Origin of the sequence: Kaistia hirudinis (genome assembly GCF_014196455.1) — a bacterium.
GTDB classification, from domain to species: Bacteria; Pseudomonadota; Alphaproteobacteria; order Rhizobiales; family Kaistiaceae; genus Kaistia; species Kaistia hirudinis.
Genome location: NZ_JACIDS010000002.1, coordinates 101,121 through 117,503 on the forward strand (window position 1 = coordinate 101,121; position 16,383 = coordinate 117,503).

General features: G+C 67.9%; 15 protein-coding genes. 9 read left to right on the top strand and 6 right to left on the bottom strand.

The genetic code is table 11. The features are described 5' to 3' along the window. Positions 1 to 5 precede the first annotated feature (5 nt). The 3 genes from GGR25_RS05580 to GGR25_RS05590 all read right to left on the bottom strand — a co-directional run bounded on the left by GGR25_RS05580 (position 6) and on the right by GGR25_RS05590 (position 5,412). Positions 6 to 2,027 (bottom strand): amidase, encoded by a 2,022-nt coding sequence (locus GGR25_RS05580; RefSeq protein WP_183397784.1) that lies wholly within the window; start codon positions 2,025 to 2,027, stop codon positions 6 to 8. Positions 2,028 to 2,191: 164 nt separating this feature from the next. Beyond that, on the bottom strand, positions 2,192 to 3,571 hold the full coding sequence (locus GGR25_RS05585) for a sigma-54-dependent transcriptional regulator (protein WP_183397785.1): 1,380 nt from the start codon (positions 3,569 to 3,571) through the stop codon (positions 2,192 to 2,194). Then, complete coding sequence (locus tag GGR25_RS05590; protein ID WP_183397786.1) at positions 3,568 to 5,412, bottom strand: ATP-binding protein; 1,845 nt, start codon at positions 5,410 to 5,412, stop codon at positions 3,568 to 3,570. The genes GGR25_RS05585 and GGR25_RS05590 overlap by 4 nt, the downstream gene beginning before the upstream one ends. Positions 5,413 to 5,677: 265 nt before the next feature. Here GGR25_RS05590 and GGR25_RS05595 point away from each other — a divergent pair, with 265 nt between their 5' ends. Then, complete coding sequence (locus tag GGR25_RS05595; protein WP_183397787.1) at positions 5,678 to 7,018, top strand: dicarboxylate/amino acid:cation symporter; 1,341 nt, start codon at positions 5,678 to 5,680, stop codon at positions 7,016 to 7,018. A 251-nt stretch (positions 7,019 to 7,269) separates the two neighbouring features. Here the strand turns inward: GGR25_RS05595 and GGR25_RS05600 are convergent, their stop codons facing one another. Next, positions 7,270 to 8,817: a DUF1254 domain-containing protein gene (locus GGR25_RS05600; protein WP_246409308.1), complete on the bottom strand. Its 1,548-nt coding sequence runs from the start codon at positions 8,815 to 8,817 to the stop codon at positions 7,270 to 7,272. Between the two features lie 214 nt (positions 8,818 to 9,031). On the opposite strand from GGR25_RS05600, the gene GGR25_RS05605 reads away from it, so the two are divergent. Next, positions 9,032 to 10,006, top strand: coding sequence for a helix-turn-helix domain-containing protein (locus GGR25_RS05605; protein ID WP_183397788.1), 975 nt, complete (start codon positions 9,032 to 9,034; stop codon positions 10,004 to 10,006). Here GGR25_RS05605 and GGR25_RS05610 read toward each other — a convergent pair. Then, positions 10,003 to 10,926 carry an MBL fold metallo-hydrolase gene (locus GGR25_RS05610; protein ID WP_183397789.1) on the bottom strand — a complete coding sequence of 308 codons (924 nt, stop codon included), beginning with the start codon at positions 10,924 to 10,926 and terminating at the stop codon, positions 10,003 to 10,005. The two genes, GGR25_RS05605 and GGR25_RS05610, sit on opposite strands and share 4 nt — an antisense overlap. 79 nt (positions 10,927 to 11,005) lie before the next feature. On the opposite strand from GGR25_RS05610, the gene GGR25_RS05615 reads away from it, so the two are divergent. From GGR25_RS05615 to GGR25_RS05625, 3 genes are read left to right on the top strand one after another with little or no spacing between them, the layout of a single operon-like run. Continuing rightward, the gene (locus GGR25_RS05615) at positions 11,006 to 11,311 is read left to right on the top strand and encodes an ArsR/SmtB family transcription factor (protein WP_183397790.1); all 306 of its coding nucleotides are present in this window, start codon (positions 11,006 to 11,008) and stop codon (positions 11,309 to 11,311) included. A 23-nt stretch (positions 11,312 to 11,334) separates the two neighbouring features. Beyond that, positions 11,335 to 11,718, top strand: coding sequence for a rhodanese-like domain-containing protein (locus GGR25_RS05620; RefSeq protein ID WP_183397791.1), 384 nt, complete (start codon positions 11,335 to 11,337; stop codon positions 11,716 to 11,718). Beyond that, entirely contained in the window at positions 11,715 to 12,512 is a 798-nt protein-coding gene (locus GGR25_RS05625) for a sulfite exporter TauE/SafE family protein (protein WP_183397792.1), read from the top strand. The genes GGR25_RS05620 and GGR25_RS05625 overlap by 4 nt, the downstream gene beginning before the upstream one ends. A gap of 94 nt (positions 12,513 to 12,606) precedes the next feature. On the opposite strand, the gene GGR25_RS05630 is transcribed toward GGR25_RS05625, so the two are convergent. Next, on the bottom strand, positions 12,607 to 12,987 hold the full coding sequence (locus GGR25_RS05630) for an ester cyclase (RefSeq protein ID WP_183397793.1): 381 nt from the start codon (positions 12,985 to 12,987) through the stop codon (positions 12,607 to 12,609). 480 nt (positions 12,988 to 13,467) lie between these two features. Here GGR25_RS05630 and GGR25_RS05635 point away from each other — a divergent pair, with 480 nt between their 5' ends. The 4 genes from GGR25_RS05635 to GGR25_RS05650 all read left to right on the top strand — a co-directional run bounded on the left by GGR25_RS05635 (position 13,468) and on the right by GGR25_RS05650 (position 16,176). Next, positions 13,468 to 13,788 (top strand): hypothetical protein, encoded by a 321-nt coding sequence (locus GGR25_RS05635; protein ID WP_183397794.1) that lies wholly within the window; start codon positions 13,468 to 13,470, stop codon positions 13,786 to 13,788. Positions 13,789 to 14,147: 359 nt separating this feature from the next. After that, positions 14,148 to 14,396 carry a hypothetical protein gene (locus GGR25_RS05640; RefSeq protein ID WP_183397795.1) on the top strand — a complete coding sequence of 83 codons (249 nt, stop codon included), beginning with the start codon at positions 14,148 to 14,150 and terminating at the stop codon, positions 14,394 to 14,396. 36 nt (positions 14,397 to 14,432) lie between these two features. Further along, positions 14,433 to 14,756, top strand: a complete 324-nt coding sequence (locus tag GGR25_RS05645; RefSeq protein WP_183397796.1) for a hypothetical protein — start codon at positions 14,433 to 14,435, stop codon at positions 14,754 to 14,756. Between the two features lie 454 nt (positions 14,757 to 15,210). Further along, positions 15,211 to 16,176 (top strand): helix-turn-helix transcriptional regulator, encoded by a 966-nt coding sequence (locus GGR25_RS05650; protein WP_183397797.1) that lies wholly within the window; start codon positions 15,211 to 15,213, stop codon positions 16,174 to 16,176. Positions 16,177 to 16,383: the final 207 nt, after the last annotated feature.

A 16,383-nucleotide genomic window follows, 5' to 3' on the forward strand; every position in this document is an offset into this window, starting at 1 on the left:
CCGCCTCAGGGCTGGTAGTCGAGCACGGCGAAGGCGCCGGCCTCGGCACCGCCTGCATCGTGGGCGACCGCGACGACGAGCGAGGACCACAGCCCCGGCTGGCGGCGCGCGGCGGCGGGAATGGTCGCCGTCGCCTTGCCGTCCGCATGCGGCATCGGCTCGCCGTCGAGATGCAGCGTCAGCGTCACCGCGCCGTCGCCGCCCATGACGCTGGCATCGATCGAAATGGCCACGTCGCCGGAGCGCATAAGCCGTGCTTCACCGTTCAGCGCGACGCGGAGCGCGCCATCCTTTGACGCGCTGGCGACCGGGCCGGCAAAGTCAGCCTCCACGCCGAGCGGCGGCGTCGCCGGGGGCGGCACGCGCTTGCCACTCGCCTGCTCATAGTCATAGGCGGCGGCAAGGAGGTCCATGTCGCGATAGGCCGGACCGGCAAAGGTCAGGTTCACTGGAATGCCGGTGTCTTCCATCACGCCCATGGTCACCGACACGCTCGGAATGCCGAGATGGCGCATCACATGGTTCATGTTGGAGAAGACCGTGCCGTTCTTCCAGGTGAGGTCTGACGCGGTCGGGTCGACATCGGCATTGGCGGTGCCGATATCGGCATTGGCTGGGAAGGCGACGAGATCGATGCCGCGCGCCACCATCCAGTCCTCGAACCATTCCTTGCGCGCCGCTTCGAGCCCGCGCATCACGCCGGGGAGTTGCGGGAAGGTTTCGAGCGGCGAGGCGACACCGGCGCGGGCGCGCTCGACAATGGCGGGATAATTGAATTCGTCGCGGCCCGGATGCGCGCTCTTGAGCCGCCGCGTGTCATAGGCCTCGGGCGGATCGGCGTGGATCACCTCGGGCCGAATGTTGCCGAGCGAGGGATAGTTCGGGTCGCCATTGAGCCTGAGGAACTCCTCCCAGCTCGCCGCAACCATGTCGCCGATCTCGATCGCGTTCCACGTGTCCGGCATCCAGCCGCGATCGACGAGGCTGGTCGTGCCCGGCCGGTCTTTCTCGTAGTTGGAGACGGCGGGATAATCGACCTCGACCAGCGTCGCGCCGAGCCCTTCCAGCACGGCGGCGGCCTCGCGCCAGAGCGCCAGGATCGAGGGCCGCGTCTCGATCGGCTCGTCGGCTTCCGTATCGGTGCCGACATACAGGCGCGGCACGCCGATGGTGAGGCCCTTCAAGGCGCCGGACCGGGCGAGCGCGGAAAAATCCGCCGGACGGATGGCCTCGGGGCCGGGGAGGGGGATCACGTCCTGCGCGCGCCAGAGATCGCCGGCCGTCTCGCTGTCGTGAACCATGATCGCATCCAGCAGCGCCAGCATGTCCGCGACGCTGCGCGCATGCGGCACCACGGTGTCGCGGAGCGCGAAGAGCGGCCAGTTGCCCCGGATCGAGAGCAGGCCGCGCGAGGGCGTATAGGCGACGAGGCCGTTGTTCGACGCCGGCGAGCGGCCGGAGGAGACGGTCTCCTCGCCGAGCCCGAAGGCGCAGAAGCTCGCCGCGACGGCGACGCCGGACCCGGACGAGGAGCCCGAATGCCAGGCGGCGGCGAGCCAGTCGGGATTATAGGGGCTCTCCGCCCGGCCATAGACACCGCGCTGCAGCCCGCCGATCGCCATGGGCGGCATGTTGGTCTTGCCGAGCACGACCGCCCCGGCGCGCCGGAGTGCGGCGACCGCGGCGGCGTCATCGTTCGCCACGAGCGCGGCAAAGGCGGGCGAGCCGGCCGCGACGGTCAGGCCCTTGACCTTGTAGCTGTCCTTGACCGTGAACGGCACGCCGGCGAGCGCACCGGCCGTGCCCGCGCGCCGCGCCTGGTCGGCCGCCGCGGCCTCTTCGAAGACGGCCGGATTGAGCACGGGCGTCGAATTGAGCCGCGGCCCGCGCCGGTCATAGCGCGCGATGCGGTTGAGATACTGCGCGACGAGGGAGACCGACGTCACCCGCCCCTCATCGAGCGCCGATCGGAGGGCGGCAAGGCTCGCCTCGTGAACGTCAAACGCCGTCTCTGCACCACCCGACACGATCAACCCCGCTGCATATTCTGGAATAGCTCCGCCTGTCGCGGCGCTGCGGAATTTGACCATGGCGGCGGAGGAGGGACAAGAACGCTGCGGCGCAATCATGCGATTATCCGCCGTTCCGCACCGCGTTCGCGCGCGAGCGTGGCGGGCGGCGCTTCGCCCCTTCAATCAGGGCTTGAAGCCGGTCCGTTCCCATATTCGGCGCGGGTAATGCCGTGGCGCTTGAGCTTGTCGTAAAAGGTCTTGCGGGGGACCTGGAGGCGCTCGATCGACCGGCGCACATCGCCGCCCTCTTCCTGCAGGACCGTGCGGATCAGATCGGCCTCGAAGCGCTCCACGCGGGCGACAAGCCCGGCCTGCGACGCGTCGGCCAGGCCGGGATCATCACCCGTCGCCGGCACAGCCTCCGGCGCGAGACCGAGCGTGAAGCGTTCGGCGAAATGCAGCAATTCGCGCACATTGCCGGGCCAGTCGTGCCGTTCGAGATGGGCGAGCGCGTCGCGGGTGAGCTCCGGCACGGGGCGCCCGAAGCGGGCAGCGGCACGGCGCAGAAAGGCGCCGAAGAGCAGGGGGATATCCTCGCGCCGCTCCCGCAGCGGCGGCAGCTTCAGCGTCACGACATTGAGCCGGTAATAGAGGTCGCTGCGAAAGCTGCCGCGCGCCTGCGGATTGCCGAGATCCGCCTTGGTGGCGGCGACGACGCGCAGATCGATGGGCCGCACCTCATTGGTGCCGAGCGGCTCGATCTGCCGGCTCTCCAGCACCCGCAGCAGCTTGGTCTGGAGCGAGAGCGGCATGGTCTCGATCTCGTCGAGAAACAGCGTGCCGCCGTCCGAATGCTCGATCCGGCCGATCCGGCGCTTCTGCGCGCCGGTGAAGGCGCCGGCCTCATGTCCGAACAGCTCGCTCTCGATGACGCTCTCCGGCAGCCCGCCGCAATTCAGGGCGACGAAATTGCGGCTGCTGCGCCGGCTCCAGCGATGCAGATGGTCGGCGACCACCTCCTTGCCGGAGCCCGTCTCGCCTTCGACCAGCACGTCGACGTCCGCGTCCGCGATCTGGCGGATCGTGGCACGGAGCCGGCGCATCGCCGGCGCCTCGCCGAGAAAGGCGAGGTCGCCGTCCCGCTCGACGGCATCGTCGCGCAGGCGCCGGTTTTCGAGCACGAGGGTCCGCTTCTCCTGGGCCCGGTTCACCGCCTCGATGAGGCGCGCCGCCGCATAGGGCTTGGCGATGAAGTCATAGGCGCCATCCTTCAGCGCGCCGACGGCGAGGTCGATATCGCCATGGCCCGTGACGAGAATGACGGGCAGATCGGGGTCGATCTGCTTGATGCGGGCGAAGAGATCGAGGCCGCTGAGGCCGGGCATGCGGATATCGGTGACGACGCAGCCGGGAAAGCCTGCGTCGATCGCGGCGAGCGCCGCAACGGCCGACGGAAACACGGTCGGCTTGTAGCCCGCCAGTTCCAGCGTCTGCGCGGTGGCGGCGCGGAGGTCCGCATCGTCGTCGACGAAGATGACCGGTCGGCCTGGCTGGCTCATGTCCTGTCCCCTCCCGCGTCGCTCGCCGGATCGATCGCGCGCTTCAGCTCCAGCACAAAGGTCGCGCCGCCGCCGTCCTGGCGTTCTAGCGTCAGCGCGCCGCCGAGCTCGCGCGCGATCTCGCTCGAGATCACGAGGCCGAGCCCCAGCCCCGTCTCCTTGGTGGTCACGAATGGCATGAACAGGGTCTCCGCGACATCGGATGCTATGCCCGGGCCATTGTCGGCGACGCGCAACCGGACGCCTTCCGCGTCGCTCGCCACCGCAATGCGGATCCACGCGTCGGACCGGCCCTTCACGGCGTCGAGCGCGTTCTGCAGCAGATTGACGAGGATCTGTTCCAGCCGGATGCGGCTGGCGGTCACGATCGGGCTTTCGGCCTCGCGGACGCGCTCGATGACCACGCCGCTGTCGCGGATGCGTCCCGCCAGCAGGGCAATCGCCCCGTCGACCGCATCCTCGATCGCGACGGCCGCGGGCGGGCTCGTGGCGCGGCGCGCGAAATTGCGCAGCGTCGCCGTGATCTCGCCGATGCGGTCCGCCATGCGGCCGATCGCGCCCATGTTCTGCGCCGCGCTCTCCGGTCGGCCCGCGTCGAGGAACTGGCCGGCATTGTCGGCATAGGCGCGGATCGCCGCCACGGGCTGGTTGATCTCATGGGCGACGCCCGCGGCGATCTGCCCGAGGATCGAAAGCCGGTTGGCCTGCGCCAGCTCGTCGCGCAGACGCCGCGCGCGCTGTTCGGCGGCTTCGCGGTGCTCGATCTCGCCGGCGAGCGCGACATTGGCCTCGCTCAGCGCCGCCGTCCGGTCTTCGACCCGGCGTTCCAGCTCGGTGTTCATCTCCGTCAGCGCGATCTGGCGGCGCCGGACGGCGGAGCCGCGCCGCAGGATCGCCGCCACGACCACGACCAGACCGAGCGCGATCGCAAAGGCGGCGACCACGGCCGTCCGCGAAGCAGAGGCGATGGCGGTATTGGCCGGGACGAGCACCGTGATGCCCCAGCCGGGCGCCTCCGGGCCGAGTGTGCCCGATGCGGGGGCGAACAGAGCGGGCGGATCGCCGCCGCCGGAGACGAGCCCGTGGCGCGCCGCAGCAAGTGGGATCGGCGTCAGCGGCGTGTCGTCCAGCTGCAGCGCGTCGCGCGCCGCCGCCTCGTCGGTGTGCGACGGCAGAAGGGCGAAGCGCCAGTCCGGCCGGCTCGTCGCCAGCACGAGACCATGCGGATCGCTCGTATAGACGGTGTAGCCGCTCTGCCGCCATCCGGCTTCGACCGCGTCCAGCTCCACCTTGACGACGGCGACGCCGAGCGGGCCCGCCGGACCGTCGACGCGATGCGACAGATAGAGACCGGGCCGCCGGCTCACCGTGCCCAGCGCATATTGCAGCGCCGTGCCGTCCCGCATCGCGGCGGAGAAATAGGTGCGGAAGCCGTAATTGCTGCCGACGAAGCTGTCCGGCGCATCATCGTTCGACGCCGCGACCGTGACGCCGCCCGTGCCGATGAGATAGAGCACGCTGGCTCCGGCCTCCCCGGCGAGCGCGCGCAGCTTGGCGCCCATGCGACGGGCGGACTCCGCATCGGGACGGGCGAGGAGCGCGGCGACATCGGCGTCGCGCGCGAGCGCGGCGGGCAGGACCCGCTGCTTGCCGATCTCGCCCGCGAGCGCCGCCGCGGCCAGCGGCAGAGCGGATGCGGCTCTCTGGTCGAGATCGGCAACCGCACGCGCCGTGCTGTATCGATCGGCGGCGAGCATGGCGCCGGCAATGACGAGCGCCGCGACGAGGAGACCGATCGCGGCCGGCCATCGCGCGCCACCCCGCGCGGGACCTTGCCGCATCTCCAGTGCCACAGGTACGAGGCGCGTCGGCTCCATTCGCTCAGTCTAGTGCGAAATTCCGCACAAGCCAACTCCGTTTGTCCCGCCTTTCGCACGCCTGGTCCGGCGTTCATCCGTTGCGACCACAGAATTGCGCCATTCCGGCGTCTGGCACGACGATTGCGCCTCACTCTGGCGAGACGAGGCGGTTGTGCGGAAAACGTGACGCCGCCGGGAGGATCGGAGGCTCGGACCGGACTTCTCACCCGGCCGAGGGGAGATCGAAATGGCCATCATCACGCATTCCGACGTCGCGCGCCCCGGCCGCAAGCCGTTCTACGCGCAGCTCTATGTCCAGGTGCTCACCGCGATCGCGCTCGGCATCGCGCTCGGACACTTCTATCCCGAGCTCGGCGCCAGCCTGAAGCCGCTCGGCGACGCCTTCATCAAGCTGGTCAAGATGGTGATCGCGCCGGTCATCTTCCTGACCGTGACCACCGGCATCGCCGGCATGAGCGATCTGAAGAAGGTGGGACGCGTCGCCGGCAAGGCGATGCTCTATTTCCTCACCTTCTCGACGCTGGCGCTGGCGATCGGCCTCATCGTCGCGAATGTCGTCCAGCCGGGCGCCGGGTTCAATGTCGACCCCGCGACGCTCGATCCGGCCGCCACGCTGTCCTATGTCGAGAAGTCGCACGACCAGTCGATCGTCGGCTTCCTGATGAACATCATCCCCGTCACGATGGCGGATTCGCTCGCCTCGGGCGACATCCTCCAGGTGCTGTTCGTCGCCGTGCTCTTCGGCATCGCGCTCGCTCTGGTCGGCGAGCAGGGCGAGCCCGTCACGCGGTTCCTGACGGCGATGACGGCACCGATGTTCAAGCTGGTGTCGATCCTCATGAAGGCCGCCCCCATCGGTGCCTTCGGCGCGATGGCCTTCACCATCGGAAAGTATGGCATCGGCTCGGTTGTCAACCTCGCCTTCCTCGTCGCGACCTTCTACCTTACGTCGGCCCTGTTCGTGGTGGTCGTCCTCGGTGCGGTCGCGCGCTACAACGGCTTCTCGATCTTCCGCCTCATCCGCTATCTGAAGGAAGAGCTGCTGCTCGTGCTCGGCACGTCGTCGTCGGAAGCCGCGCTGCCCTCGCTGATGGAAAAGATGGAGCGCGCCGGCGCCAAGCGCTCGGTGGTCGGCCTCGTGGTGCCCACGGGCTATTCGTTCAATCTCGACGGCACCAACATCTACATGACGCTCGCCGCGCTCTTCATCGCTCAGGCGACCGGCACCCATCTGTCTCTCGGCGACCAGATCCTGCTGCTCCTCGTCGCCATGCTCTCCTCGAAGGGCGCCGCGGGCATCACCGGCGCCGGCTTCATCACGCTGGCCGCGACGCTCTCCGTCGTGCCGAGCGTGCCCGTCGCCGGCATGGCGCTGATCCTCGGCGTCGACCGCTTCATGTCGGAATGCCGCGCGCTGACCAACTTCATCGGCAATGCCGTGGCGACCATCGTGGTGGCGCGCTGGGAGGGCGAACTCGACGTCGCCCAGATGCGCGCAACACTCGGCAGCCCGGCGGCGGTCGAGGTGGAGGACGAGCGGATCCCCGTCTTCGAGCCGGCCGAATAGGCGCTCGTCCCCCATAGAGTCGGAAAGGGCGTGCCTCGGCACGCCCTTTTTCTTGCCCGGTCCGTGTCTCGGCCCGCATCAGGATCGCCGGCTTCGGGCCGGAAACGGCGCGCCGCTTCGGGCGCCTCGTCCCAACGAAAAGGCCGGGCGCCTCGACGGCGTCCGGCCTTCTCTCATCTGTCTCGCCCTGCGTCGCTCGACGGCGCCGACTGGCGCCGTCTCTTGAGCCCGGCGTCGTCGCCCGAGGCGCTTTATTCCACCAGTTCGATGTCGCCCGGCTTCCAGCTCTTGTCGAACCAGGGCTCCAGCGGGCCATAGAGGCGGAGCAGCGTGTTCCAGCCCTTGCCGGGCATGGTCTGCACCCAATTATCCTCCTGGCCCACCGGCGCCTTCGGGCTGAACCAGATCGTCACCGAACCGTCGGTATTGGTCTTGAGGCCGGGGTGATGGCTGTCGACGCCGGCCGTCTTCTGGTCGGTCTCGAGCAGCGAGCGCGTCTGGTTGTCATAGACGACGAAGGACCAGAACTCGTTGGCCGGCACCGGTCCGGGCAGCGTCACCTTGTAGGTCTTGCCGCCGTCGAGCGCATTGCCCTTCGCGTCCTTGAACGCGCCGGCATAGGCCGAGCCGGAGCCGACCTTGGCGTAGGACATGGCCGGCGTGATGCCGGTCGCGTAGTAGAAGAACATCGTCTGTGCGTCGAGCAGACGCTCGGCGCCGTCGAGGAACTGGTAGCTGCCGCCGACGAAGGGCGTGAACCACTGCCGGTCGGGATAGAATTTGGTGCGCGGATCGCGGCTGTCGGTGACGATGGTGCGGGCCGTCGCATTGCCGACCGCGACCGCATCGGTGAGGATCGCCTTCATGCGCGCATCCGGCGCGAAGGGCTTGCCCTTGGCGATGCCGATCGAGGCGAACAGGCCGACCTTGTCGGGATCGAGGAAATCGACCGGTTCGGCCTGAACCACCTGGTTCAGCTCGTCATAGAAGCTGAAGTCGTTGGCGCTGATCGTGTTGAACTTCTTGCCCGAAATGTTGACGAACGCCGCCTTCGGCGTCTCGCCGCTCTCCGTCGTCGCGTTCAGCGCATAGACATTGGTGCCCGCCTTGGCATGGGCGACCGAGGCGGCGATGTCGCCGTCCTTGACGAAGACGCGGAAGAAGACGAGCAGCGTGTTGGTGCGCGGCTGCTTGACGAAATAGCCTTCCGTCGGCACCTCGCCCTTAAAGCCCGGCGGCACGAACAGGTATTTGCCGCCGCGACCGGCATCGGGTCCCGTAAGGCCGATATCGGTGACCCAGCGGAAATAGGCATCGTCGACCGGCCCGAGCACGCCAGTCGGGACTTCCAGCACCATCGGCCCGGCGTTCAGATCGAGGCAGGTGAGCGCATAGACCGTCGTCGTGTTCGGCGTCAGGAACAGCGTGCGCGCATCCATCAGATCTTCGGTGATGGCGATGCCCTGGTTCGCCTTGGCGCCGGCGCCCTCGATGCCGTTGCAGACCGCGCGCACGGAAGTCGCCGGCATGCCCTGCAGGAACGCCTCGACGCCGCGCGAGAAATCGAGATGGTCATAGACGAGCTTGGACGTCGCCGCGTCCGGCACGCCGTTCTGGAAGCGCAGCGTGCCGATGCGCGTGTCGACGCTGTCCGGCGTCGTGATCTTCGCCGGCACATCGGCCGAATAGGTCGGCTGTGTGCCCTCGGCCTGCGCGGGTAATGCGCAAAGCCCCAGAAGTGCCAAAGCCGCAAGCGCCGACGGCGCGGCGCGGCGCCCAAGCTTGGTCATCCTAACCATCGACAGGCTCCTTGATCCTGTTTCCCCACGCGGCGGAACGCTGCCGGCGCCGTTCATAGGGCCGCCTGTCTCCGCCTTCGCGCGGATCATACTCGGCGTTTTGCAAGGCGAAAGCTGGCGCCGCTGTGATCTCTTGCCATTTGATGACAAATTGCGACAAACATGATCCCGCAGACATGGTGCTTGGCGAGACTTGATCGGGGGATCTGCCGCAGTGAACGGGCCTGCCATCCACGCCGTGAGCTTGCTGCAGTTCGCGCCTTTCCTGGCGAAGCGCGATATCGACGTGCTTGCCTTCTTCAGCCGGCGCGGTTTTTCGCCGAACGTCTTCCAGCGCCATGATGACTGGCTGCCGCGGGATTTCTGCTTCGGCCTCGCCAATGCGCTGGTCGAGGAGACCGGCGACCCTTTCGCCGGCGCGCTGCTCGGCGACCAGATCCCGGTGCTGCGGTTCGGCGAGTTCGGCGAGCGCCTCGCCCGCACCGAGACCGTGCTCACCTGCTGCACGACGACGATCCGCAATCTCGGCCTCGTGCATCGCGGCTCGCGGATGACGGCGCGCATCGAGCGCGGGCGCTATATCATGCGCTATGAACTGGAGGGCGCTCTCGCCGATGCACCATGGCAGTTCCTGCTCGCGACCATGGCGGTGCTGCACAACATCGTCCTGCTCGCCGGCGAGCCGGACCGCGTCAAGGTCCGCCTGTCGCTGCCGCGCAGTCGGCACACCGCCGCGCTGGAGGCGACATTCGGCGGCAATCTCGAATTCGGCTGCGACCATGACGAGATCGAGATCCGGCAGGACCTGCTCGACAAGCCGATGGAGCTGCTCACCCGGCCGAGCCGGACCGACCAGGCGCTGGAAACGACCATTCACACCGCGCTGCGGGTGGCGCGGCGCCTGCCATCGGGCGAGGTCGGCATCGACGGCACGGCGGCGGATCTCGGCCTGACGCGGCGCACGCTGCAGCGCCGCCTCGCCGATTGCGGCGTGCTCTTTTCCGACCTGATCGACATCACGCGCCGCGATATCGCGATGCGCCGCCTGCTCGAAGGCTGCGACAATCTGAAGGCGCTCTCCGCCGACCTCGGCTACAGCGACCCGTCGCATTTCACGCGCACCTTCCGGCGCTGGACTGGCATGGCGCCGTCCGACTATCGCGCACCGGTGCTCTCGGAGGCCTTCTAGCGCGCCGCCGCACCAAGCGCGGACGCCGCCGTTTCGCTCTTCGGCTTCACCGGGATCTTCAGATAGTGCACGCCATTATCCTCCGCCGCGGGGAAGCGGCCGGCGCGGATATTGACCTGGATCGAGGGCAGCAGCAGCCGCGGCGCGTCCAGCGTCGCATCGCGCGCCTCGCGCATGGCGACGAAGGCCGCTTCGCCGACGCCTTCATGCACATGCACATTCCCCGCGCGCTGCGCGGCGACGGTCGTTTCCCACGCATAGTCGTCGCGGCCCGGCGCCTTGTAGTCGTGGCACATGAAGAGCCGCGTCTCGGCGGGGAGGGCGAGCAGGCGCTGGATCGAGCCATAGAGCCGGTGCGCATCGCCGCCGGGGAAATCCGCCCTCGCGGTGCCGTAGTCGGGCATGAACAGCGTGTCGCCGACGAACACCGCGTCACCGATCCGGTATGAGACATCGGCCGGCGTATGGCCGGGCGTATAGATCACCTCCGCCTGCAGCGTGCCGATCGAGAAGACCTCGCCATCCTTGAACAGATGGTCGAAATCGCGGCCGTCCGTGTGGAGGTCACGCGCGTCGAAGACGGGGCGGAAGATCTTCTGCACATCCTTGATGTGCTCGCCGATGCCGATCTTGGCGCCGGTCTTCGCCTTGATATAGGGCGCGCCCGAGAGGTGATCGGCATGGGCATGCGTCTCCAGCGCCCAGTCGATCGCGATGCCTTCCGCGGCCGCCGCGTCGAGGATCGCGCTCACCGAGCGGATGTCGACCTCGCCGGAACCCGGATCATAGTCGAGCACCGGATCGATCACGGCGCCGCGCCGCGTTGCCGGATCGGAAACCAGATAGCTCACCGTGAAGGTTGCCGGATCGAAGAAGGCGCGGATCTGCGGCGCGTTCGCGGCGGTGAGTGCGGTGGTCATGGCCCGCCTCCTTGCGGTTCGTGTCGCGCTTCATATATTAGCAATATCTAATTTATCAAGGCGGCGCGGAGCACCGGCGATGACGGTCATGGATATGGAGCGGCTTGCGGACCAGGCGGGCGCGGCGGCGGCGCTCTTGAAGCTCGTCGCCAACGAGAACCGCCTGCTGATCCTCTGCCATCTCGTCGGCGCCGGCGAGATGAGCGTCAACGCGCTGGTGGACGCCGTCGGCCTCAGCCAGTCGGCGCTGTCGCAGCATCTCGCCAAGCTGCGCGAGGACGGCCTCGTCGCGACGCGGCGCGACGGCCAGACGATCCATTACCGCATCGCCGATCCGCGCGCGCTCGCGCTCATGGAAACGCTGAAGCGCATCTTCTGCCCCTGAGGCCCCATCCGGAGAACCCTCCCATGTCCCAGAATCTCAAGCCGATCGATGCGGCCGCCGCGGCGCGCCTTCGCGACAAGGGCGCGCTGATGGTCGACGTGCGCGAGCCCGGCGAATATGCCCGCAGCCGCATCCCCCAGTCGCAGAACATGCCGCTCAGCCGCTTCGAGGCGATGGCGCTGCCCGCCGGGCCGAAGCAGCCGGTCGTCTTCTATTGCGCCAGCGGCAACCGCACGACGGTCGCCCGCGCGCGCCTCGCCGCCAAGGCCGGCGCGCTCGATTCCTATGTCCTGGAGGGCGGCATCTCCGCCTGGGGCCGCGCCGGCCTGCCGCTCGAAAGCGGTCGCGGCGAAGGCGAGGGCAGGGCGCCTGGCCGCGGCCTTCTGGCAAGGTGGTTCGGATTATGACCGATCTGACGCTCGCCCAGGATATCCTCGCCGGGCTCTCGGGCGGCGTGGTTGGCTTCTCGCTCGGCCTTGTCGGCGGCGGCGGCTCGATCCTGGCCGTGCCGCTGCTCTTCTATGTCGTCGGCGTGCCCTCGCCGCATGTCGCGATCGGCACCAGCGCGGTCGCGGTCGCGGCGAGCGCGCTGATGAGCCTGGGCGGCCATGCCCGCGCGCGCACCGTCAAATGGCCCTGCGCCGTCTCCTTCGCCATTGCTGGCATCCTCGGCGCGGCGGGCGGCGCGGCGATCGGCAAGGCCTTTGACGGGCAGAGGCTGCTGGCGCTGTTCGGCGTGCTGATGGTCGTCATCGGCGCGCTGCAGCTCCTGCCGCGCCGCAGCGGCACCAATCCCGATGTCCGCCTCCATCTCGGCACGGCGCGCACGCTGCTGCCCGCCCTTGTCGCGACCGGCCTCGTCGTCGGCTTCGCGTCGGGCTTCTTCGGCATAGGCGGCGGCTTCCTGATCGTCCCCGGCCTCGTTGGCGCCACCGCCATGCCGGTCCTGAACGCGATCGGCTCCTCGCTCGTCTCGGTCGCCGCCTTCGGCACGACCACGGCCGCGAGCTATGCGCTCTCGGGCTATGTCGACTGGTGGATCGCCGCGCTCTTTATTCTGGGAGGCCTCGCCGGCAGCCTCGCCGGAACCCGCCTCGCCCGCCACCTGGCCGGAAAAGGCGACACCCTCAAACTGATCTTCGCCACCATCGTCATCATCGCGGGCGTCTATGTGAGCGTGCGCGGGTTTTTGGCGTGGTGAGGGGGGAGATTATCGTATTCGGCATTCTCGGCTGAGCCGAAGGCTGGTCTGCCTTGCGCCCAAAGCTGACACTCGCCGTCGCAAAAAAAGCGGCTCAAGCAATCTGATTTTCGATCGAGGTTTTGTCGATCACGGAAAGCACGTCCACTATTTTGCCGTCCTTCACCTCGTAAAACACGTTTTCTGCGAAGGAGATGCGTCGACCGTCGATATCTAGGCCAAGGAATTGGCCTTTTGGTGAGCAATTGAACATCAACCTCGCCGCAATGAGAGGCGGGTCGCATACCAGACGATCTATGACGAAACGAAGGTCCGGGATGTCTTCGAAGTCTTTGATCAGCATCGAGCGGTAGCCTGACAGCCCGAGCGGTCGACCATTATGTTTGACATCGTCGCCAACATACCGCCCCAGTTCATCCCAATCTTGGCGATTTAGACAATCTATGTACGCGCCATAGAATTCTTGCGGTGTCATGTTTCAGATACCCTTGTACCAATCCACTTACAGTCATTTTGACCAAGACGAGCAGAATTAATGTCATTATACGCTTTCGCCATGCGTCGCAGGCCTCACAACAGTAAGATGGCTTGACGCTGGAAGCCGAACGTCTGCTTCCGGCTCTATTTCGGACACTTGAGCCGCACAGTTGGTCTCCCCGGAAGGGGCCGCTCACAATGTCTGCAATGGGCCGTTACCAGACTTCCCGAGAGCGAATGCTCTCGTTGTACCCATGCCGGCTGGCGGAACACCACGGCTCGCCGCGGCGTCATAGTCCGGGTGCATCCTCGTTATAGCTCGGCGCATCCGCGCCCCGCAAACAGTCCAGCCCCCCACCCGCCACGATTTCGCCGCCCTCCGCGGCTATATCTCCTCGCATGCGCTGATCGCTCCGCCTCTTCGCCCGACCGCCACGCCCCTTTTGGGCGCGGTTTGTCGTGGCCTGAAGGAGGCATCATGCAGCGCAGTCCCTTTCCCATTTTCGTTTTTCCCGCCCCCGCCTTGCGCGCCATGCAAGGTCCCGATCTCGAGCGGGTGGCGGCTCTGGCGCTTCGCGCGACGCTGCTGTCGCGCCGCTCGCTCGAGATCGCGCATCAGCAGATCGTCTGGCGCGGCCGGCATTTCGCCTTTTCCGCGCGCATCAGCGCGAAGGGCGAGCTGATCGTCGAGATCGATGTCGGCGATCCCCGCCTCGCCGGGCGGATCGTGCTGGAGGAGGAGATGCAGCGGGCCGCTCGCGGCGCGCGCGACAAGGCGCGGCCGGCGCGGCGCGCCTGATCGAGGCGGGCGTCGGCGTGCGCGCCGGCGCCACGCCTCGCCGCTTCTCCCATCGCCTCCGTCTCGCGGCAGCGCGCGCGGACGGGGGGCGCCATGCCGTCATCGCGCTTGTGATTGTATGCAATCGGCGTAGATTGCATACAATCGAGCCGAGGAACTCGATCGGGTCGGGTCTGCCCGGATCAGGGGAACCAAGACGGGGCGTTCCGCGTGCGGAGCCTGTAGCGTGACGAGGCCAGACGTGCTCGGCGGTGAGCGGGTCGGGCCGCACGGCTTTCTCCGCGGAGAAGCGCTCCTCCTATCAGCGGGAGGCGGAAATGAGAGCATCCAGGATGTGTATGGCCGCGACGGCGGCAGGCATGCTGCTGGCATCGTCGGGGATCGCGTTGGCCTGTGAGGACGCGCTGCATGCCGTCGCGCCGGGCGGCGGTTCGGCGTCGGCGCTGCAGCGGGCCGGGTTGGCGCCCAATGGCGTCGCCGCTTCTGCGGCGGCATGGACGCGGGTTCCACCGAAGACGACGGCGGCCACCCCGGTCGTGGCACTCGACGCGCGGAGCCTCCGGGCGGGCCTTCATGCCGCGCCGCTGCAACTCGCCGACACGAACTGACCGCCGGCCGCAGGCGCCGGGACAGAGGAGGAAGCCATGCGCTATCTGGTGCGATTCGAGGCGTCCAACGAGGCGGGAAGCCGCATCGACCGTTCGGCCGGCGGCGCCGAGGCGGCGATCGGCGCGATCCTCGACCTGCTGAAGCCCGAGACCTTCTATGTCTCGGTTTTTCGGCGTGAGCTGTTCATGATCGTCAATACGGATGATCTCGCGGTGCTCAGCGAGGCGACGCATCTGATCCAGCTCGCGGCCGGAACCAGTCCCGACGTGACCCCCATCATGACGGCCAACGAGGCGATGACCATTCTCGCGCCGACGATCGGCAACGCGGTGAAGGCCGTCCAGGCGATGGGGCTCTGAGAGCCGGCATTCGCCGCTTCGGGCGCGCATTGCCGCCCGGATCGTGACGTGGCCGGGCATCCCCCGGCCGCCGCCTGGCTGACGCGTTCGCGCCGACACGGCCTCGAGCGTCGGACCGTCGTGCCATGCCCGGCCATGACAGCGGCCGGGTGGATGACGGATCGGCAGGCCTGAAGCTCAATTGCCGCGGGCGGCTCGGGGGCCAGGCACGCCGGCTCGCGAAGGCATATGAAAACAACGCGCTAGCCCCATTCGGCGATCTCTCCTGAAACGCCGAACCACCCCGGACGTCCGCGACGCCCGACGCGGCCCGCTGGGCCGCGGCGTGTGTCGGCCTTCACATTCCCGCGGCGGCACGCAATGGTAGAGTTCCCGCGCGGCATCTCGCCGTGCAGCGACGCACCGCGTCGAACCGGTCGATCGAATCCCTTATTTTCTCGTTCGGAGCAGGCCATTGTCGGCGCAGGCTGTCTTTTCGACGGAGCATTTTCCCGACCATCTCGACGACCGCGCGCGGTTCTCCCTCTGGCAGGAGATCTATGCCGCCGAGATCGGCGCGATCGACTTTCACCGCGCCGACGACCGGCCGTTTACCGCGCGGATCGAGGCGGCGTCGGTGGACTCGATCGTGCTCGCCCATATGTGGGGGACGATCACGCAGTCGACGCGGACGGCGCGGCATCTGCGCCGCGACAATCTTGATGGCTATCTGCTGCTGGTCAATCACGCCGACGTGCGCCTCGCCGGCAGGATGGGCGGTCGCAGCTATGAGATCGAGCCCGGCGGCGCCGTGCTGGTCAGCGGCGCCGAGCCGGCGACGGTGATCGGCGGCAATGCGGATCACAACTGGTCGAACATCCTCATTCCGTTCGCCTTGCTGAACGAGACCATCCGCGACGGCGAGGATCGGATGGCGATCCCGATAGCCGGCGCCAACGAGGCGCTGGGCCTGCTGAAGCGCTACAGCCGCCTGATCGAGACCGGCCCCGCGCTGGTTGCGCCGGATGTTGCCGCCCATGCGGCGGCGTCGATCGTCGATCTGATCGCGCTTGCAACGGGCGCCAAGGGCGACGCGGCCGAGCTCGCGGGGCTGCGCGGTCTGCGGGCGGCGCGGCTGGAGGCCATCCTGGCGAAGATCCGGGAAGGCTTTGCGAACCCGACGATCAGCGCGCAGGGCGTCGCCCAGCAGCTCGGCGTTTCCGTCCGCTATGTCCATGATCTGCTGCAGGAATCCGGCACGAGCTTCTCGGAGCGCGTGCTGGAGGCGCGCCTGCGCCGTGTCTCGGCGATGCTCGCAGACCGCCGCTATGCCGGAATGCGGATCGGCGAAATCGCGCTCGCCTGCGGCTTCAGCGACATCTCCTATTTCAACCGCTGCTTCCGCCGCCGCTTCGGCTGCTCCCCCGGGCAGGCGCGGTAGCGCGCCCCGGTCGTCCGGACCACGGCCCGGATGTGTCGAAACTGCACGCTGCGCGCGAAAAGCGCGAGGGCGCGCTTCAGGATAAGTCCATTGCGCTCCAGCCCAAGACGGGCCGGCGCGGCCATCGCAAGGTCCCCCCGAGACGATACGCGTCACGGTCATTGAGTCGGGGAATCGAGCGTGCGGAAATTTGGCAAGGGACGGGCG